Origin of the sequence: Lentibacter sp. (assembly GCF_965657785.1) — a bacterium.
In the GTDB taxonomy this organism is placed as follows: Bacteria; Pseudomonadota; Alphaproteobacteria; order Rhodobacterales; family Rhodobacteraceae; genus Lentibacter.
On record NZ_CBFHPP010000012.1, the window covers coordinates 43812 to 63992 of the forward strand.

A 20181-nucleotide genomic window follows, 5' to 3' on the forward strand; every position below is an offset into this window, starting at 1 on the left:
ATGTGTTCGCGTGAGGCGTTAGGAGTGCAGCCGCGGGCGCGGGGTGTCAATGCGCAGCAACGCATCTTTTCGCCAAATGATGCGCACATGATCTTTTGCGCCGCGCTGTGCTGTGAGCAAACGGTCCGCCGAAAGGCCGGGAAGCGCTGCAAAAGCGTCAAAAAGCCCTGCTGCGCCCTTGGCATTCACGGGGATAACAAGATCAGGCAGCCCTGCCTGACGCAAGGTCCAGACAGGCGGGTTTGGCCGCCCATCATAAGAGAGCTCGCTGAGCTCGCGCACCGCAATCATCCCGCCGCTGTCGGGCGCAAAATAACTGATCTGGCCTTCGTCCACCTCGACAAAGCCGCGCCCGCCCTCGCCCCGCGCAAACCACGCCCGCTGAAGAAAGGAAAACAGCAAAAGCCCCGACGCGCCCATCACGATATAGCCAAGCCAAGGCAGCAGCCCATAGGAGAAAAACGCCCAATATCCGCCAAGCGCAAAAACAACGCCCGCAAGCAATACCGCCTTGTATTTGCTCAATAATTTTTCAGCCTCAGGCCTGATAAAGCTCACGCCCAATCCCCCAAAGCCTGTTGCCAAACCGTGAGCGCCGCCACAGCCGCCGTATCGGCCCGCAAAATCCGTGGCCCAAGGCTCACAGGATAGGCAAACTCTGCCGCATGAAGCCGCGCGCGCTCGGTCTCCGAGAAGCCCCCTTCTGGCCCGATGAGCACAGCCCAAGGCCCGACGCCGGCTGCCTTCAGAGCCGCCTGTGCGCCCGCTTGCCCCGCAATCCCTTCATCGCAAAACATCAGCTTTCGCTCCGCTGGCCACCTCTCCAACAGCGCAGAAAGCTTTGCCAAATCAGTGACTTCAGGCACAAATGTGCCGCCACACTGCTCTGCGGCCTCCAGCGCATGGGCTTGCAAACGGTCCTGCCTGATCCGCTCCGCATTGGTAAAATCTGTCTGCACAGGCACAATCCGTGTCGCGCCCATCTCGGCCGCTTTCTCGACAATAAAATCCGTCCGCGTTTTCTTGATCGGCGCAAACAAAAGCCACAGGTCAGGCGGATTGACCTGCGGCCCGCGCTGCGCCTTGCAGAGCAAAACACCGCCCCGTTTGCTGGCCTCACTGACCTCCGCCAGCCACTCACCCTCACGGCCGTTGAACACAGCAATATTCGCCCCAACCTGCTGGCGCATCACGCCAAAAAGGTAGTGCGACTGCGCTTTATCCAAAGCCAGCGATTGCCCCGCCCCCAGCGGGTGATCTACAAACAATCTGATCTTCACATCTGTCATGGGCCAAAACATATGAGCAGCGACCAGAATACGCCAGAGCAGAACGGACAGGTTTCTGACGCCGTCAAAGGAAACTGGGTCGACAGCTACGCCCCAGCCCGCACCCGCCCCTACCTGCGCCTGTCGCGCGCCGACAGGCCCATTGGCACATGGCTTTTGCTCATTCCCTGCTGGTGGGGCCTCTTGCTCGCCATGCTCCATGACGGCCTCGCCACATGGCATGATCTCTGGATTTTTCTGGCCTGCGCGGCGGGGGCATTTCTCATGCGTGGCGCAGGCTGCACATGGAACGACATCACAGACCGCGACTTTGACGGCGCGGTCGAGCGCACCCGTTCGCGGCCCATTCCCTCGGGCCAAGTCACCGCCCGCCAAGCCGCTGTTTGGATGTGTCTTCAAGCCCTTATCGCTTTTGGCATCTTGCTGACATTCAACACAGCCGCCGTCTTGCTGGGGGTTCTGGCGCTCGTCCCCGTCGCCATTTACCCCTTCGCCAAGCGCTTCACATGGTGGCCACAGGTCTTCCTTGGCCTCGCCTTCAACTGGGGCGCGCTGCTCGCCTGGACAGCCCACCGCGGCGCGCTTGAGGCCCCAGCCCTGTATCTCTACGCCGCAGGGATCGTCTGGACGCTCTTTTACGATACGATTTATGCCCACCAAGACACCGAAGATGACGCCCTCATCGGGATCAAATCAACCGCCCGCCTGTTCGGAAGCCAAAGCCCCATGTGGCTTGCGCGCTTTCTCGCAGGCACGGTGACGCTTCTGGGCGTTGCCATCCTTGCCGCCATGCTCGGCAGTGCAAGCGGCCCGATTGCTCTGGTGATTGCTCTTTTTGGAGCCTGCGTGATGGGGTGGCATATGCTCTGGCAACTCAATCATTTTACACCTGATGATGGCGCAAAATTGGTTAAACTTTTCCGATCAAACCGCGACGCTGGCCTGATCCCTCTGCTGTTTTTCGCCGTCGCGCTTTTAGTTTGATTGAAACCCCTGATGTCACCCCTTAAGAGAGGTCGGGTAACCGCTGAAAATAGGTCTTATGCGCGTATCATCCCTACTTATCCTTGCCGGAACTTTTGCGAGTGCCGCTTTGTTGAGCCTGATCGCCGCGCGCTTTGCGGTGACTCTTGTGGAAGAAACCTCCGAATATAGCGTTCGCCAATCGCTTGATGCAAAGGCGCTGACTTGGGCCGAAGTTTACGCTGACGGGCTTCAGGTTGTGCTCACCGGCACTGCCCCCTCCGAAGCCAACCGTTTTCTTGCCATCAGCACAGCAGGAACAGTTGTCGATGCCGCTCGCGTAATCGACGAAATGGACGTAAAAGCCCTTGCTGCCTTGGCTCCGCCGCGATTTTCCATCGAAATATTGCGCAACGAAAATGATGTCTCACTGATCGGTTTGATCCCCTCAACGGCAGACCGGGAAGACCTCATTAGCCGCCTTGCCCAGATCTCGAACGATGACGAAATCGCCGACCTGCTGGAAAGCGCCGACTATGACATCCCAGATGGTTGGGACAATGCCGTTGATTTTGGCCTTGAAGCGCTCGAGGCTTTGCCCCGCTCAAAAATCTCGATTGACGCACGCCGCGTAACCATCACGGCCATGGCCGAAAGTGAAGCACGCAAGCTCAAGGTCGAAGCCCGCCTCAAGCGCGATGCGCCGTCTGGTTTGCGTGTCGGCTTTGATATCTCCTCGCCCCGCCCCGTGATCACACCATTTACGCTTCGGTTCTTGCAAGACGAGGCTGGGCCACGGTTTGACACCTGTTCTGCCCATACTGAAGAAGGCCGCCTGAAAATTGTCGCAGCCGCGCGCAAAGCCGGCATTGAGGGCGACGTAGACTGCCGCATCGGGCTTGGCGTGCCTTCGCCTCACTGGTCAGATGCTGCGGCTCAGTCAATCTCTGCAATCGCGGAATTGAACGGCGGGTCTGTTACTTTCTCTGATGCTGATATTACTCTGGTCTCCGCCCCGGGGGTTGACCAGCGCGCGTTTGACCGTGTGGTCGGCGCGCTTGAAAACAGCCTGCCAGATGTCTTTGCACTTCACGCTGTTCTGACGCCTGACCCCTCCGATCCGGGCCAAGGCCCTGCCGAATTCATCGCCACGCTCAGCCCCGAAGGGCTGGTGCAGCTCAACGGACGGCTGAACGACGAGATTGTCGCCCAAACAGCCGAAAGCTTTGCCACCGCCCGCTTTGGCAGCGCCACAGTCAGCAACCGCGCCCGCACGGACGAAACGCTCCCCAGCGCGTGGCCCCTGCGTGTCCTCTCGGGTCTGGAAGCGCTCTCGCTTTTGTCAAACGGCTCGGCCCGTGTCACCGCAGAAGACATCACCATCACAGGCAACACCGGCAGCACAACCGCACGCTCCGAGATCAGCAAAATTCTGTCAGACAAGCTCGGAGAGGGCGCACGGTTTTCTGTAGATGTGACCTATCTTGAGAAGCTCGACCCGATTGCAAGTCTGCTCACGCCAGATGAATGCGAAGCCAAAATCGCCGAAATTTTGAAGGTTCGCAAAATTACATTCGAGCCGGGCAGTGACACTGTAGATGCTGCCTCTCTGGGCACTCTGGACGAGATCAGTGAGGTGCTTGGCAACTGCACAGAACTGCGGATGGAAATTGCAGGCCACACCGACAGCCAGGGGCGCGAAACCATGAACCAAGCGCTCTCCAAATCACGTGCGCTCGCTGTGTTAAATGCCCTTCGCGACAGACGCGTCGCAACCAGCAGTTTCACAGCCGAAGGCTATGGCGAAACCCAACCCATCGCCTCCAACGACACCGAAGAAGGACGCGAAGCCAACAGGCGTATCGAAATTACACTTGTGCGCCCTGAACCTCTTGTGGAGGTTGAAACAACGCTTGAAAGCGAAGAGCAAACTGGTGCATCAGACACCACAGATCAAGCCGCAGAAGACGCGGCAACGAGCGAAGGGCAAGACCAATGACCAGAACAGAGTTCATCATCGCGACCGCGATCATCCTGTTTATTGCGTTTTGTATGGGCTGGTTTGTAAACTGGCTGATCCACCGGTTCACGCGGGTTTCGCGTGGTGACATGGAGGAGCTTGAGAAAATGGCCCAAGAGCTGCATGAAGCCGAAGAAACCCGTGATCAGGCCATCACCTATCTTCAGCAGCGCGAAGCCGAGCTAACCAATCAACTGTCACAAACGGAAGCAGAACTAGCCGCTGCTATGGACGGATTACGCGACGCGCGTCACGAGGCCGAAGAAATGCGCGCCTATGTCGAGCGTGTGAGCAGCGGCAACAGCAATAGCTAATCCAAGACGGGTTCCAAGCCAGCAAAGCGGGCGAATCTCTTGAACTCGGCTTGCCATTTTTTGCCGCGCTGTGCCCCCCATTTCACGCCATCTTCAGGCCAAAGCTCTGTTATGTGCAGACATCCTGACTTGCGATCGGCACGCAGTAAAACCCGCCCGACAAAACGCTCGCCTTCTAGAAGCGGGTATACGTAATACCCCCATTGGCGCTGTGCCTCGGGCACAAATATCTCGTTACGATACGAGAAGCCGAACAAGCGTTCGGTGCGTTTACGATCACGGATCGCAGGATCAAACGGGTTGAGCAAACGCATGGAGCGGCTTGGCTTTGCAAGACCAGCCAACCGCGCCTCAAGCTCAGGCAAGGCCCAAAGCTGCGCTGTTTTATGATCAGCTTGCTGCACGGAAACAGACAGTAGCGCGCCCCTTTGCGCTTCCAACCATGCTTTGACCTCGGCTGCTGTGCACGCGCCCCAGAAGCGCTGGATGTCGCCAGCGTTGCCAAAGCCAAGCCGCTCAAGAGCCGCGCGACAAAGCCAGTCGATCTGTTCCGCGTCACTCAACATAACAGATTGTAATTGCTTTGGAAAAACACGTTCTGCTAGATCGTAATACTTTACAAAATTCTTGCGGTGCGAGGTCGCGAGTTCACCCGCATACCACATATAGTCCAGCCCAAGCTTATGGGCTGGCCTTTGCCACATAGCCTTGGGGCGCGGCGCGGCACTGTCAAAATCCTTGGTCGACAGCGGGCCTTCTCGGGCAATGCGCGCCTTAAGGGCTGCACGCCCTTCTGCATCGGGCATATTTTTCCACCAGCCCGCTTTGGTTATTTTCTCGGCGTGGCGGAGAAACTGCCGCCGCCACATTGGCAAGTATTGCATCGGGATCAGGCTTGCATCATGGGTGAAGTGTTCAAAAAAATCACGATTTTCCAGATGCTTGCCGAGATATCCGGCACGGTAGGACGCGTTGCGAGACCACAAGATATGATCATGGGCGCGCTCTACATGGCGGATAGAGTCAAGCTGAACAAAGCCCAGATCGGCACCGATCTGTGGCACATCAAGCGCCCCGGCAGGCGCGCCCCAAAGACCATGCCGATCGAGCCAAAGCCTGCGCGCGCTGCTGTTGCTCAGGCTTAAATCACTCATGAGGACCAGCGGGAAAGCGCGTCTTCGTCCTCATCACGCGCCTCGACCCAAGTGACACCCTCTTTTGTGACTTCTTTCTTCCAAAACGGTGCGCGTGATTTGAGGAAATCCATCAAAAACTCCGCAGCCTCAAAAGCATCCTTCCGGTGACGTGCGGCTGTGGCGACCATCATGATCATTTCACCGGCACGCATTTTGCCAATCCTGTGAAGGATCATTGCGTCTTCTAATGACCATTTGGTTAACGCATCATCCGCAATCTGGCGCAGCGCCGCTTCCGTCATGCCAGGGTAATGCTCGATATCCATATAGTCGAGGGTTCCATCGGCTGTATCACGCACAATCCCTGTGAAGGTGACAACCGCTCCTGACGCGCGCGTCTTTTGCGCAAAGTCGCGTGCTTCTACCCCGAGATCAAACGCCTCTTCCTGAACCCTTATGTCCATTTATCCGCCTGTCATCGGAGGGAAAAAAGCCACTTCTTTAACGCCGTCCAGCGGCGCATCGAAATCTGAAAGCACTTGATCGAGCGCAACGCGCAAAGCAGATATATCTGCAAAAGCCAGCGCATAACGTTCTTCGCGTGCGCTCAGCTCAACAACCAGATCGGCCACTGTTTTTGCTTTGGTTTCAACCTGTTCCCGTGGCAGACCAATCCTCTCGCGCACCCAAGCGAAGTAAAGCACATTCATAGCTTAATCCTTCAGATGTGGCAGAGACTTTCGGAAATAATCCCAGCCGGTGACCATTGTGAGTATCGCGGCCAGCCAAAGCAGGACGACACCGACCTGGCCCGCCCAATACATTCCCTCGGCCTTCCAGCGCAGGCCCTGAAGATCGTCTTCAGCGCCACTCATGATCGCCTCAAAGAGAGCCTCGTCCATGCCCCATGCGGCCATAACGAGGTAATGTTCGAACACGCCTTTGGAAAACAAAACAGCAATGGCCACCATTTGTAGGGTTGTTTTCCATTTGGCGAGTTTTGTGACTTTGAGGGTGCCTGCCGTGTCGCCAAGGAACTCGCGCAGGCCTGAAACGAAGACCTCGCGAAACAGGATAAACGTGGCGGGCAACACAAGCCATGGTGTCCAGCTTGTGTCGGAATACCCGATGATGACCATGAGGGCGATCACGACCATGGCCTTATCGGCGATCGGATCGAGCATCGCGCCGAGCTTGGTTTCTTGTTTCCATGTCCGTGCGAGATAGCCGTCAAACCAGTCTGTGATGGCCGCAGTTACGAAGAGGATCAGCGCAAACCAATCTGCGTAAGGTCTTGCAAAAGAAAAGAACATCACCGCCACCGCAGGCGCGGCGAGCAGGCGCAGGATTGTCAAAATATTAGGCACATTCCAAATCATAATGAGGCTCTTTTAGCTCGTTTAAAGGCGGGGGAAAAGCAACAATCTACGCTGTGGGGCAGCCTATAGGGCAAGCAGTGCATACACCAGTATGGACAGCTTGGGCACGTGCGCTGAGCTTTAGGTTTGTTAATTATTGAGCACCAATCTGACGGCTCTTCAGCAAAAGGACGCCCCATGCCACGGATGACAAAAGACAGAGCCCGTATCACCATGTTTGAGGAGTTGAAAATCTTGCAGGAGGATCTCCGACAAGACTGGGTCAATCGCTCGCTGCCAAAGGAGTGGAACGGATCTATCAGCGCCTTTGGTTATAGCGGCCAAAAAGAGAAAATCTCCATCAGGCTGGATGCGGATATGCTCAAATGGTTTCGTAGCCTTGGCCCCGGCTATCAGGCCAAGATCAACACTGTGCTACGGATTTATTGGACAGCTCTGATCACGGGAATGGTGCGTGCGCATTATGACGACACACAAGTCACCCCTTTGTTTGAAGAAATGATCCAGCGCAAAATCGAGCTGTCCCGTCTGGAGCGGGAAGAACGGATGCGTGACATGGGCCTAGAGCCGCCGCCCGAATGAGCGCCGCGCCCTAGCCCTTTTCGTGGAAGTAATCATAGATGGTTTCGGCGATTGTATCGGAAATTCCGTCTACCGCCTTAAGGTCGGCCAGAGCCGCGCGGCTGACGGCCTTGGCGCTCCCGAAATGGGTGAGCAAGGCGCGTTTGCGGGTTGCGCCGACACCGGGCACATCGTCTAGCGGCGTTGCGCTGATCGCCTTGGAGCGTTTGGCGCGGTGGGTTCCGATTGCAAAACGGTGGGCCTCGTCGCGCATCCGCTGCACGAAGTAAAGCACGGGGTCATTGTGTCTGAGCGCAAAGGGCGGCTTGCCTGTGCGGTAGAACTCTTCCTTGCCTGCGTCGCGGTCAACCCCTTTGGCCACGCCAACCATGGGAATGTCGGACACGCCCATTTTATCCATAATCGCCCGCACGGCCGAGACCTGCCCGATCCCGCCATCAATGAGCAGAAGGTCAGGCCAGAGGCCCTCTTTTTTAAGCGGATCATCCTTGATCAGGCGTTTGAAGCGGCGCTCGAGCACCTCTTTCATCATGCCAAAGTCATCGCCTGGGGTCAGCTCGTCGCCCTTGATGTTAAACTTACGGTAATGGTTCTTCATAAACCCGTCAGGCCCCGCGACGATCATACCGCCAACCGCGTGAGCGCCTTGAATGTGAGAGTTGTCATAGACCTCGATCCGCTGGGGTGGCGCGGGTAGATCAAAGGCCTCGGCCAGCCCTTTCAGAAGCTTGGCTTGGGTCGCGCTTTCGGCACTTTTGCGCGCCAAGCTTTGCTGGGCGTTGCGCAGGGCAAACTCGACCAGCTCGGCCTTCTCGCCCCGCTTGGGAAGCAGGATTTCAACTTTGCGTGCCGCCTTTTCGCTCATCGCCTCGGCCATCAGCTCTATGTTTTCGATCGGATGGGACAGCAACAAAAGGCGCGGTGGCTCCTTGCTGTCGTAAAACTGGCCAATGAAGGCTTCGAGCACTTCTGAGGCCTCGATCTCCTCTGAGCCAACGCGGGGGTAAAAGTCGCGATTGCCCCAGTTTTGGTTTGCGCGGATAAAGAAAACCTGAACGCAGGCTTGGCCCTTGTCCATGTGGAGCGCTATGACGTCCGCCTCGGCTGTTCCACGCGGATTGATGCCTTGGGTGCTCTGCACTTGCGTGAGCGCTTTGATACGGTCGCGCAGGGCCGCTGCCTTTTCAAACTCCATCGCATCCGAGGCCGACTGCATATCTTTTGCCAGCTTTTCCTGAAGGTCGGTCGAGCGGCCAGACAGATAGCGCTCGGCGTCCCGGACGTGCTCGCGATACTCATCGGCCGTGACCTTGCCAACACAAGGGCCGGCGCAGCGCTTGATCTGATATTGCAGGCACGGGCGGGTGCGGCCCTCAAACTCGCTGTCAGAGCAATTGCGCAGCAAAAACACGCGCTGAAGCTGTGCCAGAGAGCGCGTCACCGCTCCCGCAGAGGCGAAGGGGCCATAGTAGCGGCCTTTTTCTTTTTTGGCGCCCCTATGCTTTTTGATCATCGGGAAGGCGTGGTTTGTCACCAGAATATTGGGAAAGCTCTTATCGTCGCGCAGAAGCACGTTATATTTGGGCTTGAGTTGTTTGATCAGGTTTTGCTCAAGCAGCAGCGCTTCTGTTTCGGTCTTTGTGGTGAGAAACATCATCGTGACGGTTTCAGAGATCATCCGTGCGATCCGGCCCGAATGGCCTGACTGGCGCGCATAACTTGAAACGCGCGCTTTGAGATTGCGCGCCTTGCCAACATAGAGCACCCGAGCCTGCTCATCGAGCATACGATAAACACCCGGCTCGCCTGTGAGAGATTTCACATAATCGGCAATCACCTTGTGCCCCTTGGGGACGGTTTCTGGATTTATGTCGTTCATCACGGCTCTGTCTCGATTCGCCTATTGGCTGCAATGTTACCCCGACGGGAGCAAGAGGAAAGCTCTCCCCGATTCCTGTGGATAAGTCTGAGTATAACCAAAGGCGAAGCGGAAATTTTCTTTATTTTTAACCAGTTTGATTGAATTGCCTAAAAATTAGGCACTTTTATAAGCCATTGTTTCTAATGTATATTTTAATATAGGATGAGCAAGGCTTTGGTTTCATTAAGTTTTTGTAAAGCATTTGTGACCCGCCTTGAGCGCCCGTGCAAAACTTCTATCACTGATGCGCCTATTCGGTCTATTCGACCCCTAAGACGTCAGGCGTTTGCCATGCCAGATGCTGGCCGCCATCCACGCAGAGGAGCTGCCCTGTCACGGCTGGCGCATCTAGAAAATAGCCCAGCGCGGCTGTGATATCGGCAGGGTTGGAACCGCGTTGCAACACAGTATTCTCTCGTTGGAGGGCAAAATGGCTCTCGCTTTGGCGGCTCCCCTGAAGGGTTGGCCCTGGTCCGATCGCATTCACCCTGATTGCGGGCGCAAGGCCTTGAGCGGCCGTCTGGGTCAGCGCCCAGAGGCCCATCTTGGCGATGGTATAGGTGCTGAATTCCGGAGTGAGCTTGCGCAGGCGCTGATCGACCATATTGACCACAAGGGCTGTGGCAAGCGGCTCGCCGTTGGCGTCTTGGGTCACAGCGGGGGCTTGGGCCGCGAAGGCCTGCATCAAGACGAAAGGCGCGCGCAGATTGGAGCCGATATGGCGCTCCCAGCTTGTGCGGGTTGCGGTTTGAAGCGTGTCATACTCAAAAATCGAGGCGTTGTTGATCAGGCAGGTGAGCGGCTGACCCAGAGCCGTTGTGGCACGGTCCACCAGTGTTTCTGTTGCGTCCTCATCCAGCAGGTCTGCCTGCAAAGCAACCGCGCGCCCCCCCGCGGCTGTCAATTCGGCAACCAAAGCATCCGCTTCTTTTGAAGAGCTATTGTAGTGGATCGCCACCGCATAGCCGCGCTGCGCCAGATAGCGCGTCATGGCCGCTCCGAGACGCTGGGCACCGCCTGTGATGAGTGCTGCCCCGCTCATGAGAGCACCACGGCGCTGATATAAGCAAGGTAAAGCCCGACCAGAAGAACACCCCAGCTGCGGGTGATATCGCGTTTGAGGAACACAAACGGAATGAGCAGTAAGGAAGACGCAAGCATCACCCAAAGATCAAACTTAAGGAACTGTGGGTCAACTGGAATCTCGCCCAGAAGCGCGGTGATCCCGATGATCGCCAAGAGATTGAACATATTGGAGCCGATGACATTGCCCAACGCCACGTCGGCCTGACGGCGCAGCGCGGCCATAACCGTTGTGGCAAGTTCGGGCAGAGAGGTGCCCAAAGCAACAAGCGTGAGGCCGATCACCGTTTCGGTGACGCCAAAATCGCGGGCGATATTCACAGAGCTGTCGACAAGAATATCAGCACCGAGCGGCAGGCCGATCAGACCGAGCAAAAGAAACACACCAATTTTCCACCACGGCAGTTCGGGGTCTGCGCCCTCGAGGTCTTCCAGCTCGTCGCTGTCCATGGCCGCTTCGGCGGCGCGGGTATCGCGGCGATGATTGCGGGCGTGCAGAAAGCTGTCTGTGAGCACTGCGGCCAGAGCCGCAAGAAGGACAACACCCGCAAGAACATCAAAAACACCCCGAAATGCCAGCGCAATAAACAGAACCGAGCTGGCGATCATATAGAGATAGTTTTTACGGGTATCGCATTCGGATGTATGCATGGCGGCCAATAATGCCGGAAACCCCAGAACCATCAGGATATTGGCGGTATTGGAGCCGACGACATTGCCCATGGCGATATCAGGCGCATTGTCAGCGACCGCTTTGATGGCGATGAGCAACTCAGGCGCAGAGGTGCCAAAGGCCACAATAGTGAGCGACACGACAAGCGCAGGGATACCCATGCGCAGGGCGAGATTGACGGCGCCACGGACAAGGCTGTCCCCTGCGAGAAGCAATATCACCAAGCCGAGAGCGGCGAGCAGCCAATCCATGCGTTACCCTTTTGTTTTGCAGGGGCATGGCCCCTTGCCGATCCGAAAGCGCTTGCACTTGGGGCAGCGTTTGTCGGTGATTGATTTGACCCCAGGAACCTGAAGCTTGCCGAACATGGCCAAGACACCCATGGCAACCAGAAAGAGTGTAACGATCTTGAATATCATGCGCTCAAAGCCCGAAGCGGGCAAAATGCGCCCGTTCCTCAAGTGCCGCGACCCCATCCTCTAGGACCTGCGCCCCAAACCGCGAGAGAAGCGGCTTTTTGCGCCCATAGCGGATCAGACGGACCTTCTCCCCATAGAGTTCTTTGAGCTTGGGTTCGACATGAGCGATCCCGTCGATCAGGCCCAGCTCGAGCGCGCGGCCCGCAAGCCAGAATTCGCCTGTGAAAAGCTCGGCTGTTTCATCGAGCTTGCCTGCGCGGCGCGCTTGAACATGGGAGATAAACAGCGTGTGCATTTCATCAAGCAGAGTTTTGAGGCGCGCCACGTCTGCGGGCTTTTCTTTTTGGAAGGGGTCGAGCGTCGATTTGGACTTTCCTGCGGTATAGACGCGGCGCTCAACGCCTTGGCGCTCTAGAAGCTCATGCGCGCCAAAGCCCGCCGAGATCACCCCGATCGAGCCAATGATGCTGCCGCCGTCTGCCCAGATATCGTCTGCCGCCGCAGCGAGCCAATATCCGCCCGAAGCCGCCACATCTTCGACAAAGGCGTGAACGGGGATCTGCTTTTCGTCGGCCAGCCTGCGTATCCGCGCTGCGATCAGCCCTGATTGCACGGGCGAGCCGCCCGGCGAATTGAGGATCAACGCCACGGCCTTGGGCTTGCCCTTGCGAAAGGCCCGTTCGATCAGCGGCGCAAGCGCCTCGTCAGACAGGCTGCCGCGGGTGCCCGCGGCAATACTGCCAGCAAGCCGGATCACCGCCACGCGGGGGTGTTTCTTGAAGAAGGGCAATTTCAATTTCATACCTGCCCATGTAAAGCCGCGCGAGGAGCGAAACAAGGTCGCGCCTCTGCCCAGCGAAAAAGTTTTTGGCAAAGCCGCCACATCTTCTGACGCTCCTGCCTTATGGCTTCAGCCGATAGCCAGACTTGAAAATCCAACCAATGACCAAGAGGCACGCCCCCGTGAAGCTTGCAATGGCGAGCAAGGACAGCCCGATTGGCAGATCGGCTGCGCCATAAAACGACCAGCGGAAACCTGAGATGAGATAGACCACAGGGTTAAACAGCGAGAGCTTTTGCCAGATCTGTGGCAACATACTGATCGAGTAGAACGCCCCCCCCAAAAAGATAAGCGGTGTGAGCACCAAGAGCGGAATAAGCTGGAGCTGTTCAAAATTGCCGGCCCATATCCCGATTATGAAGCCAAAGAGCGCAAAGCTCAGACAGGTGAGCAGAAGGAACGCCAGCATTGCCAATGGATGGGCAATCTGCAAATCAATAAAGAACGAGGCCGTCGCAAGGATCACCAGCCCGATGAAGAGCGCCTTCGTTGCGGCAGCACCGACATAGCCCAGCACAATTTCAAGAAAGTTGATCGGGGCGGACAGAAGCTCGTAAATTGTTCCGGTGAACTTGGGGAAGTATATTCCGAAGCTCGCATTGGAAATCGCCTGTGTCATCACCGAGAGCATAATCAGGCCGGGCACGATAAAGGCCGCATAGCTCACGCCCTCGACCTCCTGAATGCGGCTGCCGATCGCCGTTCCGAAAACAACGAAATAGAGCGATGTGGAAATCACAGGCGAAATGAAGCTTTGCACAAAGGTGCGGAAGAAGCGGATCATTTCAGATTGGTAGATTGTGAAAACAGCAGACCAGTTCATGCCGCGTCCTCCCCTGAGGTCTCTGATGTCAGGCCCACGAAGATATCCTCAAGGCTCGACTGGGTTGTCTTCAGGTCCGCAAGTTTTAAACCCGCAGCCGAAAGATCGGCGAGAAGCGCTGTGATCCCTGTCGCTTCGCCTTTGGTATCGTAGGTATAGACGAGCGTTCTACCCTCATCCGCCAGCGCCAAGCCGTAGCGTGACAAAGCATCAGGCACCGTCGCCACAGGCGCGCGCAGCGAGATGCGCAACTCTTTGCGCCCCATCCGCTCCATCAGCGCAGCTTTGTCTTCGACGAGCAAAAGCGCACCCTTGTTGATCACACCGATCCGATCCGCGATCGCCTCGGCCTCTTCGATATAATGCGTGGTCAGAATAATCGTGACGCCGTCTGCTTTGAGCTTGGCCACAATATCCCACATATCGCGGCGCAGCTCGACATCAACCCCAGCTGTCGGCTCATCCAGAAACAGAACACGCGGCTCATGCGCCAGCGCCTTGGCAATGAGCACGCGGCGCTTCATCCCGCCCGAAAGCTGTGTGTTGCGGCTGTTGCGCTTGTCCCAGAGGGAGAGTTGCTTGAGGATGCGCTCGATATGCGCCTCATCGCGTTTGAGGCCGAAAAGTCCGCGCGAAAAGCGCACAGCGTCTATCACTTTGGTGAAAGGCTCCAGCGCGATTTCTTGGGGAACGAGTCCAACAAGCTGGCGGGCTTTTCTATAGTCTGCAACGATATCATGGCCGCCAATCCGCGCCGATCCGCCTGTTGGCGAGACAAGACCACAGAGCACGGAAATAAGCGTTGTCTTGCCAGCGCCATTAGGGCCGAGCATCGCAAGGATTTCGCCCTCACCGATCTCAAGGCTTACACCCTTGAGCGCCTGAAACCCGCCGTCATATGTTTTTTGCAGATCGTTGATCTCGACAATGGCCATGCCTTGTCCTCCTCTTCGCGTGGCGACCCTATCGCTCGCAGCAGGCGAGTAAAACCTCGAAAGCATCTTTGTCGCAATTTGACGCGCGCTGTCGGCTTTATTCGATTAGCACGTGAGCGAGAGGACAGTGTATGAGCGAAGCTTTGAACCGACCTGCAGCGGGTATCTTGTTTATCATTGCAGGGATACTGGCGATCAGCGTCAACGACCTGCTGATCAAGCTTCTTTCTGGCGGCTACCCTCTGCATGAGATGGTGTTCATCCGGTCAGGCATCGGCATTTGCTTTAGTCTCGTTCTGGTTCAGCTCGAAGGCGGCTGGCGTATCCTCAAAACCAAAACCCCAGGCTTACATCTTTTGCGCGGTGCTTTGGTTGTTGTGTCAAACCTAAGCTACTTCGCCGCACTGGCGGTCTTGCCTCTGGCGGACGCCACGGCCCTTTTTTTCGTTGCGCCCTTGATGATCACACTCTTGTCTATCCCTATTTTGGGCGAAAAAGTCGGGCCGTGGCGTATGGGCGCTGTTGTTGTGGGCTTTTGCGGGGTGATCTTGATGATGCAGGCGTGGCGCGGCGAGAGTGCGCCTGCTGATGTGCATTGGATTATCCTCGTCTTGCCAATGTTTTCCGCGCTCACCTATGCGCTCAACCAGCTGATGACCCGCAAGCTTGGCGTCGCCAGCAAAGCCAGCGCCATGGCAGTTTATATTCAGGCTTTGTTTATTCTCGTCTCGATCGGCTTTTTTAGTGTCGCCGGAGATGGGCGCTTTGCCCAAGGCGCAACCAATGAAAGTGTGATCTTTCTCTTGCGCGCCTGGGTTTGGCCCGAAGGCACGGACCGCTGGCTTTTCCTCGCGCTTGGCCTCAATTCCGCGATCATCGGTTACTCTCTGGGGCAGGCCTACCGCCTCGCCAGCGCAGCAACCGTTGCGCCGTTTGAATATCTCGGCCTGCCGTTGGCTGTGTTTTGGGGCTGGCTGATCTGGGCCGAATTCCCTGCGCCACTGGTTTTGGCGGGGATCGCTCTCATCATGGGATCAGGGCTTTTTGTCTTTGTGCGCGAACGCATCAAGAGCCGCCCGATGATCAAGAAACGCGTCAATAGGCGTTACTGAAGCGTCTTAATCAGGCACATTGTCGATCCCGCTGCCGCCCCAAGGATGGCAGCGCAGAATGCGACGGATCATGAGATAGGTGCCCTTGATCCCGCCGTGCTTTTGCAGAGCTTCCATTCCGTAAGCGGAACAGGTCGGATGATAGCGGCAGCCATGGCCAACCCAAGGGCTAAACACGAGACGATAAAACCGCACTGGCAGCGAGACGATAAAGGCGAGCGGGGTCATGCGCCATGCACCTTTTTGAGAGCATAGGCCAGATCGCCTTTCAGCGCCTCAAAGTCGCGGCCTGCGGTGCTTTCAAAGCGCCCGATCAGGACATAATCATAGCCAGCGCGCCCGAAGTCTGGCAGCACAAGCCGCGCGGCCTCCCGCAGGCGGCGCTTGGCGCGGTTGCGGGCCACGGCATTGCCAACCTTCTTGGAACAGGTGAAGCCAACGCGCATTGGAGCCTCATCGCCGCGCGCACGGCCCTGAAGCATCAGGCCCTTCGTGCCACACTTTTGAGCGCGGGCCGCGGCCAGAAACTCAGAGCGTTTCTTCAAGATTTCGATAGAGGCTAACATGAGGGCTTTTTCATACCATAGCGGGAGGAAAACAAGTTAAAACCGCCTGAGACACTCTCAAGCGGTTCTATATCTTTTTCGCAATCCGTTGCCCCCTTGGGAGCAGGGCCAGCTTACGCGCTCAGCGACTTGCGGCCACGTGCACGACGTGCATTCAGGATTTTGCGGCCCGCTTTTGTGGCCATGCGTGAGCGAAAACCATGGCGCCGCTTGCGCACGAGGTTGCTTGGTTGGTAGGTGCGCTTCATCGCTCCGTCTCCGATTTATAAGGCAGGCGCGCGAGTCGCTCGGATGCCTCGTGAATACTTGAAGCCCGCTCTATAGGGGGCACATTGGGGGCTGTCAAACCCGTAGCGAGAGGATTTGGCATATTTTGCAACAAAAACCTGCTGACGACTCTTCACTTTGTTACAGTATCATCAAATTCACACTGTGAAATCACAAAAACACACCTATCTGATCAAGGCCGCGTGAGTGCAAGCTCAAGGCCCTTGGGTTTTGGGGCCAGCCTGCGCAGGGTGGGGGCCAGAGAGTGCAGGCAAAACGGGACAGGACCAAAATGTCAAATAACACAGCGCGCAAGATATCTCCAGCGACACGGCTGCTGCCTTTGATAGGTATTGCTGTGGTCGCTGTCTTTGGCGCGGTTTTCTTGAAAGACTATCTCAGCTTTGACGCTCTGCGCGAGAATCGTGAAGCCCTGCTCACCTTCCGCGACTCATATTACGGTCTGACTGTTGCGATTTTTATCACGGCTTATGTTGTCATCGTCGGTTTTTCGCTTCCAGGTGCAACCATCGCCACACTCACAGGTGGCTTCTTATTCGCAACCTTTCCGGGAGCCTTGTTCAACGTCATCGGGGCAACACTCGGCGCAACACTGATTTTTCTCGCCGCGCGATGGGGTCTTGGGGCGCGTTTGGGCGCCAAGCTTGAAGAAACAGACGGCAAGATCAAAGCCATCAAAGATGGCATCACTGAAAATCAATGGTCGATGCTGTTTTTGATCCGCCTTGTGCCTGCAGTGCCGTTTTTTGTCGCCAATTTGTTGCCTGCCTTTCTTGATGTTCCCCTCAGGCGTTTTGTGATCAGCACGTTCTTCGGGATCATCCCCGGTGCGGTTGTGTATACGTCGGTCGGGGCGGGCCTTGGTGAGGTTTTTGCGCGCGGCGAAAGCCCCAACCTCGGCATCATTTTTGAGCCTCATATTCTCTTGCCGATCTTGGGCCTCGCCGCCTTGGCCGCGCTCCCCATCCTGATCAAAACGCTCCGTGGCGGCAAATCGCTTTAAGCCTGTCACAAGGCCCTCTCATTTAGGAACCCGTCATGAAACATATTAAAACAGATCTATTGGTCATCGGCGGCGGCTCAGGCGGGTTGTCTGTCGCGGCGGGCGCATCACAGATGGGCGCCAGTGTTGTTCTGCTGGAAGGCCATAAAATGGGAGGGGATTGCCTCAATTATGGCTGTGTTCCCTCAAAAGCGCTTCTGTCTGAGGCCAAAGCGGCCCATGCCAAAGGCAAACCGACCGCCAAGGCCTACTCTGCGGCTCAAGACCATGTGCAGGCGGTCATCCAAACCATTGCACCACATGATTCTGTCGAGCGTTTCGAAGGCCTCGGCGTCCGCGTGATTGAGGCATATGGAACGTTCATATCCCCGGACATCGTCAGGGCGGGTGACACTGAAATCAAGGCGCGACGGATCATCATCGCCACAGGCTCAAGCCCGCTTGTGCCGCCAATCTCGGGCCTTGAGAGCGTGCCTTACGACACCAACGAAACCATCTTTCAGCAAGCCAAGCGCCCCGATCACCTGCTGATCATTGGCGGCGGCCCTATAGGGCTGGAAATGGCCCAAGCCCACCGCCGCCTTGGCTCTGATGTGACCGTGATCGAAGCGGCGGCCGCTTTGGGCAAGGACGACCCTGAGGCCGCCAGTGTCTTGCTTGAGAGCTTGCGGGCAGAGGGCATCATCATCGCCGAAAACGCCCTTGCCTGCGATATCCGCGGCACAGCCGGCGCGATCGAGATTGAAGTCAAAGACGGGCGCATTTTCAAAGGCACGCATTTGCTTGTGGCCGTGGGCCGCAAAGCCAATATTGACACACTCAACCTTGACGTCGCAGGCATTGAGACAACCCGCACAGGCATCAAAGTGGACGCCGCCCTCAAAACCAGCAACCGCCGCGTCTATGCCATTGGCGATGTGGCAGGCGGGCTACAGTTCACTCATGTCGCAGGCTATCATGCTGGCGTGGTGATCCGCTCGGCCCTTTTTGGCCTGCCTGCAAAGGCCAAGCACAGCCATATCCCTTGGGCCACTTACACGGCCCCCGAACTGGCCCAAGTCGGCCTCACGGAAGCCCAGGCGCGCAAGGCACATGGCAACAAGCTTGAAGTGGTGCGCTTTGACTATGCCGGCAATGACCGCGCGATCGCTGAGCGCCAGACCAAAGGCTTTGCCAAGGTCATGATCCTCAAGGGCCGCCCAATCGGGGCGACCATTGTGGGCCATCAAGCCGGCGAGCTGATCAACACCTGGGCGCTCGCTCTCGCCAATAACATGAAGATGAGCCAGATCGCAGCCATGGTCGCGCCCTACCCCACAATCGGCGAAATCAACAAGCGCGTCGCTGGGGCCTATTTCTCTCCACGCCTGTTTGAGAGTAACATGGTGAAACGAGTGGTGGGCGCAATCCAGCGCTTCCTTCCGTAAGAGGTTTCACAGGTTATGCTCAACTCCCTGTCAGGGCGCTTTCTGGTTTTGACCGTCATCTTCGTGATGCTGGCTGAAATCCTGATTTTTGTGCCCTCGATTGCGCGGTTTCGCGAAGACTATTTGCTAAGCCGGCTGGAGCGCGCGCAAATCGCCTCGCTGGCCTTGCTTGCGGATGATATGATTGATGCTGACCTTGAGGAAGAGCTTCTGCGCAATGCAGAGGTGTTTAACGTCGTGTTGCGGCGCAATGAGGCGCGCCAGCTGATCCTGTCTTCGCCCATGCCCAAGCCGATCTATGCGACTTATGATCTGCGCGATGCCTCTGCCTTTGTGCTGATCCGTGATGCGACCCTGCGCCTGTTTGATCCTGAAGACCGTGTGATCCGCGTGATCGGAAACCCTGTGCGCGAAGCGGGATTGTTGATCGAAATTTCGATGGAAACAAAGCCGTTGCGTATCGCTATGATTGAATATGGCTTGCGCATCCTGCTTCTTTCGGCGGTGATTTCTGTCTTTACGGCGCTCTTGCTCTTTCTGGCGGTGCAGCTGCTTCTTGTGCGGCCGATCAAACGCGTGGTGGCCGACATTCGCGCCTATGCGGACAATCCCGAAGACGCACATCGCATTATCAAGCCCTCCGCCAGCGTCTCGGAATTGCGCGAAGCGGAGGAGGCTCTGCAAAAGCTGGAAACCCAGCTCACCAGCGCGCTGAAGCAAAAAGAGCGCCTCGCGCAGCTTGGCTCGGCTGTGGCCAAAATCAGCCATGATCTGCGCAATATCCTCACCTCGGCACAGCTCTTCACCGACCGCATCGAAACAAGCGAAGACCCGACAGTCAAACGCATGGCGCCAAAACTTGTCGGCTCGATCAGCCGTGCGATTAACCTGTGTGAAACCACCCTGACCTTTGGCAAGGCCGAAGAGCCTGCCCCACGACTCGCCAAAACTGCCCTGAATGACATTGTCGAAGATGTCTTTGAGGCCGAGCTGCTTACGCAAAGTGAGAACGACATCCGCTTTATCAACGCGCTGCCCAGCGCCTTTCCTGTCACAGTGGACAGCGAACAGATTTACCGCGTCTTGAGCAACCTTGTGCGCAACGCAAGGCAGGCCCTTGAAACCGCAGCGCAAAGCGGCGAGGTGCGCGTCACCGCCAGCGATATCAACGGTATGGTGGAGATCCGCGTCAGCGACACAGGGCCAGGGCTGCCTGAGAAGGCCCGTAAACATCTCTTTGAAGCCTTCCATGGCGGCGCGCGCAAAGGCGGCTCGGGCCTTGGCCTCGCCATCGCCGCCGAGCTGATACGCGGCCATGGGGGCGAACTGATCCTCGAACGCTCAGATGAAGACGGCACAAGTTTTTTAATCCGTCTCAGCCAAGTCAAATAAGGCGTTTCGCAGCGT

At 56.8% G+C, this 20181-nt stretch carries 23 protein-coding genes; 8 read left to right on the plus strand and 15 right to left on the minus strand.

Translation table 11 applies throughout. The features are described 5' to 3' along the window. Positions 1-18: 18 nt before the first annotated feature. Both ACTF58_RS08710 and ACTF58_RS08715 read right to left on the minus strand, forming a co-directional pair. Complete coding sequence (locus tag ACTF58_RS08710; protein WP_438991588.1) at positions 19-558, minus strand: hypothetical protein; 540 nt, start codon at positions 556-558, stop codon at positions 19-21. Further along, complete coding sequence (locus ACTF58_RS08715) at positions 555-1289, minus strand: 16S rRNA (uracil(1498)-N(3))-methyltransferase (RefSeq protein WP_438991589.1); 735 nt, start codon at positions 1287-1289, stop codon at positions 555-557. The genes ACTF58_RS08710 and ACTF58_RS08715 overlap by 4 nt, the downstream gene beginning before the upstream one ends. A gap of 12 nt (positions 1290-1301) precedes the next feature. On the opposite strand from ACTF58_RS08715, the gene ubiA reads away from it, so the two are divergent. From ubiA to ACTF58_RS08730, 3 genes are read left to right on the plus strand one after another with little or no spacing between them, the layout of a single operon-like run. Further along, positions 1302-2273: a 4-hydroxybenzoate octaprenyltransferase gene (gene ubiA, locus ACTF58_RS08720; protein ID WP_438991590.1), complete on the plus strand. Its 972-nt coding sequence runs from the start codon at positions 1302-1304 to the stop codon at positions 2271-2273. Positions 2274-2331: 58 nt separating this feature from the next. Further along, positions 2332-4251 carry an OmpA family protein gene (locus ACTF58_RS08725; protein ID WP_438991591.1) on the plus strand — a complete coding sequence of 640 codons (1920 nt, stop codon included), beginning with the start codon at positions 2332-2334 and terminating at the stop codon, positions 4249-4251. Beyond that, positions 4248-4586, plus strand: a complete 339-nt coding sequence (locus tag ACTF58_RS08730) for a hypothetical protein (protein WP_438991592.1) — start codon at positions 4248-4250, stop codon at positions 4584-4586. The genes ACTF58_RS08725 and ACTF58_RS08730 overlap by 4 nt, the downstream gene beginning before the upstream one ends. Here the strand turns inward: ACTF58_RS08730 and ACTF58_RS08735 are convergent. From ACTF58_RS08735 to pgsA, 4 genes are read right to left on the minus strand one after another with little or no spacing between them, the layout of a single operon-like run. Next, positions 4583-5740: a winged helix-turn-helix domain-containing protein gene (locus tag ACTF58_RS08735; protein WP_438991593.1), complete on the minus strand. Its 1158-nt coding sequence runs from the start codon at positions 5738-5740 to the stop codon at positions 4583-4585. The two genes, ACTF58_RS08730 and ACTF58_RS08735, sit on opposite strands and share 4 nt — an antisense overlap. Continuing rightward, positions 5737-6186, minus strand: coding sequence for a molybdenum cofactor biosynthesis protein MoaE (locus ACTF58_RS08740; RefSeq protein WP_438991594.1), 450 nt, complete (start codon positions 6184-6186; stop codon positions 5737-5739). Before ACTF58_RS08740 ends, ACTF58_RS08735 begins: the two co-directional genes overlap by 4 nt. Continuing rightward, entirely contained in the window at positions 6187-6432 is a 246-nt protein-coding gene (moaD, locus tag ACTF58_RS08745) for a molybdopterin converting factor subunit 1 (RefSeq protein WP_438991595.1), read from the minus strand. It lies immediately after the preceding gene. Between the two features lie 3 nt (positions 6433-6435). Further along, positions 6436-7101: a CDP-diacylglycerol--glycerol-3-phosphate 3-phosphatidyltransferase gene (gene pgsA, locus ACTF58_RS08750; RefSeq protein WP_438991596.1), complete on the minus strand. Its 666-nt coding sequence runs from the start codon at positions 7099-7101 to the stop codon at positions 6436-6438. Between the two features lie 177 nt (positions 7102-7278). Here pgsA and ACTF58_RS08755 point away from each other — a divergent pair, with 177 nt between their 5' ends. Further along, a complete protein-coding gene (locus ACTF58_RS08755) occupies positions 7279-7683 on the plus strand; it encodes a BrnA antitoxin family protein (protein WP_438991597.1) in 405 nt (134 codons plus the stop codon). Positions 7684-7693: 10 nt separating this feature from the next. Here ACTF58_RS08755 and uvrC read toward each other — a convergent pair whose 3' ends face one another. The 6 genes from uvrC to ACTF58_RS08785 all read right to left on the minus strand — a co-directional run bounded on the left by uvrC (position 7694) and on the right by ACTF58_RS08785 (position 14378). Then, positions 7694-9562 (minus strand): excinuclease ABC subunit UvrC, encoded by a 1869-nt coding sequence (uvrC, locus tag ACTF58_RS08760; RefSeq protein WP_438991598.1) that lies wholly within the window; start codon positions 9560-9562, stop codon positions 7694-7696. 301 nt (positions 9563-9863) lie between these two features. Further along, the gene (locus ACTF58_RS08765; RefSeq protein ID WP_438991599.1) at positions 9864-10646 is read right to left on the minus strand and encodes an SDR family oxidoreductase; all 783 of its coding nucleotides are present in this window, start codon (positions 10644-10646) and stop codon (positions 9864-9866) included. After that, positions 10643-11611: a calcium/sodium antiporter gene (locus ACTF58_RS08770; RefSeq protein WP_438991600.1), complete on the minus strand. Its 969-nt coding sequence runs from the start codon at positions 11609-11611 to the stop codon at positions 10643-10645. The genes ACTF58_RS08765 and ACTF58_RS08770 overlap by 4 nt, the downstream gene beginning before the upstream one ends. A gap of 172 nt (positions 11612-11783) precedes the next feature. Further along, positions 11784-12581 carry a S49 family peptidase gene (locus ACTF58_RS08775; protein WP_438991601.1) on the minus strand — a complete coding sequence of 266 codons (798 nt, stop codon included), beginning with the start codon at positions 12579-12581 and terminating at the stop codon, positions 11784-11786. A gap of 100 nt (positions 12582-12681) precedes the next feature. Continuing rightward, entirely contained in the window at positions 12682-13443 is a 762-nt protein-coding gene (locus ACTF58_RS08780) for an ABC transporter permease (protein WP_438991602.1), read from the minus strand. Continuing rightward, the gene (locus ACTF58_RS08785) at positions 13440-14378 is read right to left on the minus strand and encodes an ABC transporter ATP-binding protein (RefSeq protein ID WP_438991603.1); all 939 of its coding nucleotides are present in this window, start codon (positions 14376-14378) and stop codon (positions 13440-13442) included. Before ACTF58_RS08785 ends, ACTF58_RS08780 begins: the two co-directional genes overlap by 4 nt. Before the next feature lie 131 nt (positions 14379-14509). On the opposite strand from ACTF58_RS08785, the gene ACTF58_RS08790 reads away from it, so the two are divergent. Further along, positions 14510-15490 carry a DMT family transporter gene (locus ACTF58_RS08790; RefSeq protein WP_438991604.1) on the plus strand — a complete coding sequence of 327 codons (981 nt, stop codon included), beginning with the start codon at positions 14510-14512 and terminating at the stop codon, positions 15488-15490. A gap of 6 nt (positions 15491-15496) precedes the next feature. On the opposite strand, the gene yidD is transcribed toward ACTF58_RS08790, so the two are convergent. From yidD to rpmH, 3 genes are all read right to left on the minus strand, one after another. Then, the gene (yidD, locus tag ACTF58_RS08795; protein ID WP_438991605.1) at positions 15497-15718 is read right to left on the minus strand and encodes a membrane protein insertion efficiency factor YidD; all 222 of its coding nucleotides are present in this window, start codon (positions 15716-15718) and stop codon (positions 15497-15499) included. After that, positions 15715-16056, minus strand: coding sequence for a ribonuclease P protein component (gene rnpA / locus ACTF58_RS08800; protein WP_438991606.1), 342 nt, complete (start codon positions 16054-16056; stop codon positions 15715-15717). Before rnpA ends, yidD begins: the two co-directional genes overlap by 4 nt. Positions 16057-16169: 113 nt before the next feature. Then, the gene (gene rpmH, locus ACTF58_RS08805) at positions 16170-16304 is read right to left on the minus strand and encodes a 50S ribosomal protein L34 (protein ID WP_048599009.1); all 135 of its coding nucleotides are present in this window, start codon (positions 16302-16304) and stop codon (positions 16170-16172) included. 311 nt (positions 16305-16615) lie between these two features. Between rpmH and ACTF58_RS08810 the strand changes: the two genes are divergently transcribed. From ACTF58_RS08810 to ACTF58_RS08820, 3 genes are read left to right on the plus strand one after another with little or no spacing between them, the layout of a single operon-like run. Next, entirely contained in the window at positions 16616-17347 is a 732-nt protein-coding gene (locus ACTF58_RS08810; protein ID WP_438991607.1) for a TVP38/TMEM64 family protein, read from the plus strand. A 35-nt stretch (positions 17348-17382) separates the two neighbouring features. Next, positions 17383-18774 (plus strand): dihydrolipoyl dehydrogenase family protein, encoded by a 1392-nt coding sequence (locus tag ACTF58_RS08815; RefSeq protein ID WP_438991608.1) that lies wholly within the window; start codon positions 17383-17385, stop codon positions 18772-18774. A gap of 15 nt (positions 18775-18789) precedes the next feature. Next, a complete protein-coding gene (locus tag ACTF58_RS08820; RefSeq protein ID WP_438991609.1) occupies positions 18790-20166 on the plus strand; it encodes a sensor histidine kinase in 1377 nt (458 codons plus the stop codon). The last annotated feature ends 15 nt before the right edge of the window (positions 20167-20181 follow it).

Excerpts from the sequence above, each read along its gene's own strand:
- ACTF58_RS08715 (WP_438991589.1), bottom strand. The coding sequence starts at position 1,289 with ATGACAGATGTGAAGATCAGATTGTTTGTAGATCACCCGCTGGGGGCG.
- ubiA (WP_438991590.1), top strand. The coding sequence starts at position 1,302 with ATGAGCAGCGACCAGAATACGCCAGAGCAGAACGGACAGGTTTCTGAC.
- ACTF58_RS08725 (WP_438991591.1), top strand. The coding sequence starts at position 2,332 with ATGCGCGTATCATCCCTACTTATCCTTGCCGGAACTTTTGCGAGTGCC.
- ACTF58_RS08730 (WP_438991592.1), top strand. The coding sequence starts at position 4,248 with ATGACCAGAACAGAGTTCATCATCGCGACCGCGATCATCCTGTTTATT.
- ACTF58_RS08735 (WP_438991593.1), bottom strand. The coding sequence starts at position 5,740 with ATGAGTGATTTAAGCCTGAGCAACAGCAGCGCGCGCAGGCTTTGGCTC.
- ACTF58_RS08740 (WP_438991594.1), bottom strand. The coding sequence starts at position 6,186 with ATGGACATAAGGGTTCAGGAAGAGGCGTTTGATCTCGGGGTAGAAGCA.
- moaD (WP_438991595.1), bottom strand. The coding sequence starts at position 6,432 with ATGAATGTGCTTTACTTCGCTTGGGTGCGCGAGAGGATTGGTCTGCCA.
- pgsA (WP_438991596.1), bottom strand. The coding sequence starts at position 7,101 with ATGATTTGGAATGTGCCTAATATTTTGACAATCCTGCGCCTGCTCGCC.
- ACTF58_RS08755 (WP_438991597.1), top strand. The coding sequence starts at position 7,279 with ATGCCACGGATGACAAAAGACAGAGCCCGTATCACCATGTTTGAGGAG.
- uvrC (WP_438991598.1), bottom strand. The coding sequence starts at position 9,562 with ATGAACGACATAAATCCAGAAACCGTCCCCAAGGGGCACAAGGTGATT.
- ACTF58_RS08765 (WP_438991599.1), bottom strand. The coding sequence starts at position 10,646 with ATGAGCGGGGCAGCACTCATCACAGGCGGTGCCCAGCGTCTCGGAGCG.
- ACTF58_RS08770 (WP_438991600.1), bottom strand. The coding sequence starts at position 11,611 with ATGGATTGGCTGCTCGCCGCTCTCGGCTTGGTGATATTGCTTCTCGCA.
- ACTF58_RS08775 (WP_438991601.1), bottom strand. The coding sequence starts at position 12,581 with ATGAAATTGAAATTGCCCTTCTTCAAGAAACACCCCCGCGTGGCGGTG.
- ACTF58_RS08780 (WP_438991602.1), bottom strand. The coding sequence starts at position 13,443 with ATGAACTGGTCTGCTGTTTTCACAATCTACCAATCTGAAATGATCCGC.
- ACTF58_RS08785 (WP_438991603.1), bottom strand. The coding sequence starts at position 14,378 with ATGGCCATTGTCGAGATCAACGATCTGCAAAAAACATATGACGGCGGG.
- ACTF58_RS08790 (WP_438991604.1), top strand. The coding sequence starts at position 14,510 with ATGAGCGAAGCTTTGAACCGACCTGCAGCGGGTATCTTGTTTATCATT.
- yidD (WP_438991605.1), bottom strand. The coding sequence starts at position 15,718 with ATGACCCCGCTCGCCTTTATCGTCTCGCTGCCAGTGCGGTTTTATCGT.
- rnpA (WP_438991606.1), bottom strand. The coding sequence starts at position 16,056 with ATGTTAGCCTCTATCGAAATCTTGAAGAAACGCTCTGAGTTTCTGGCC.
- rpmH (WP_048599009.1), bottom strand. The coding sequence starts at position 16,304 with ATGAAGCGCACCTACCAACCAAGCAACCTCGTGCGCAAGCGGCGCCAT.
- ACTF58_RS08810 (WP_438991607.1), top strand. The coding sequence starts at position 16,616 with ATGTCAAATAACACAGCGCGCAAGATATCTCCAGCGACACGGCTGCTG.
- ACTF58_RS08815 (WP_438991608.1), top strand. The coding sequence starts at position 17,383 with ATGAAACATATTAAAACAGATCTATTGGTCATCGGCGGCGGCTCAGGC.
- ACTF58_RS08820 (WP_438991609.1), top strand. The coding sequence starts at position 18,790 with ATGCTCAACTCCCTGTCAGGGCGCTTTCTGGTTTTGACCGTCATCTTC.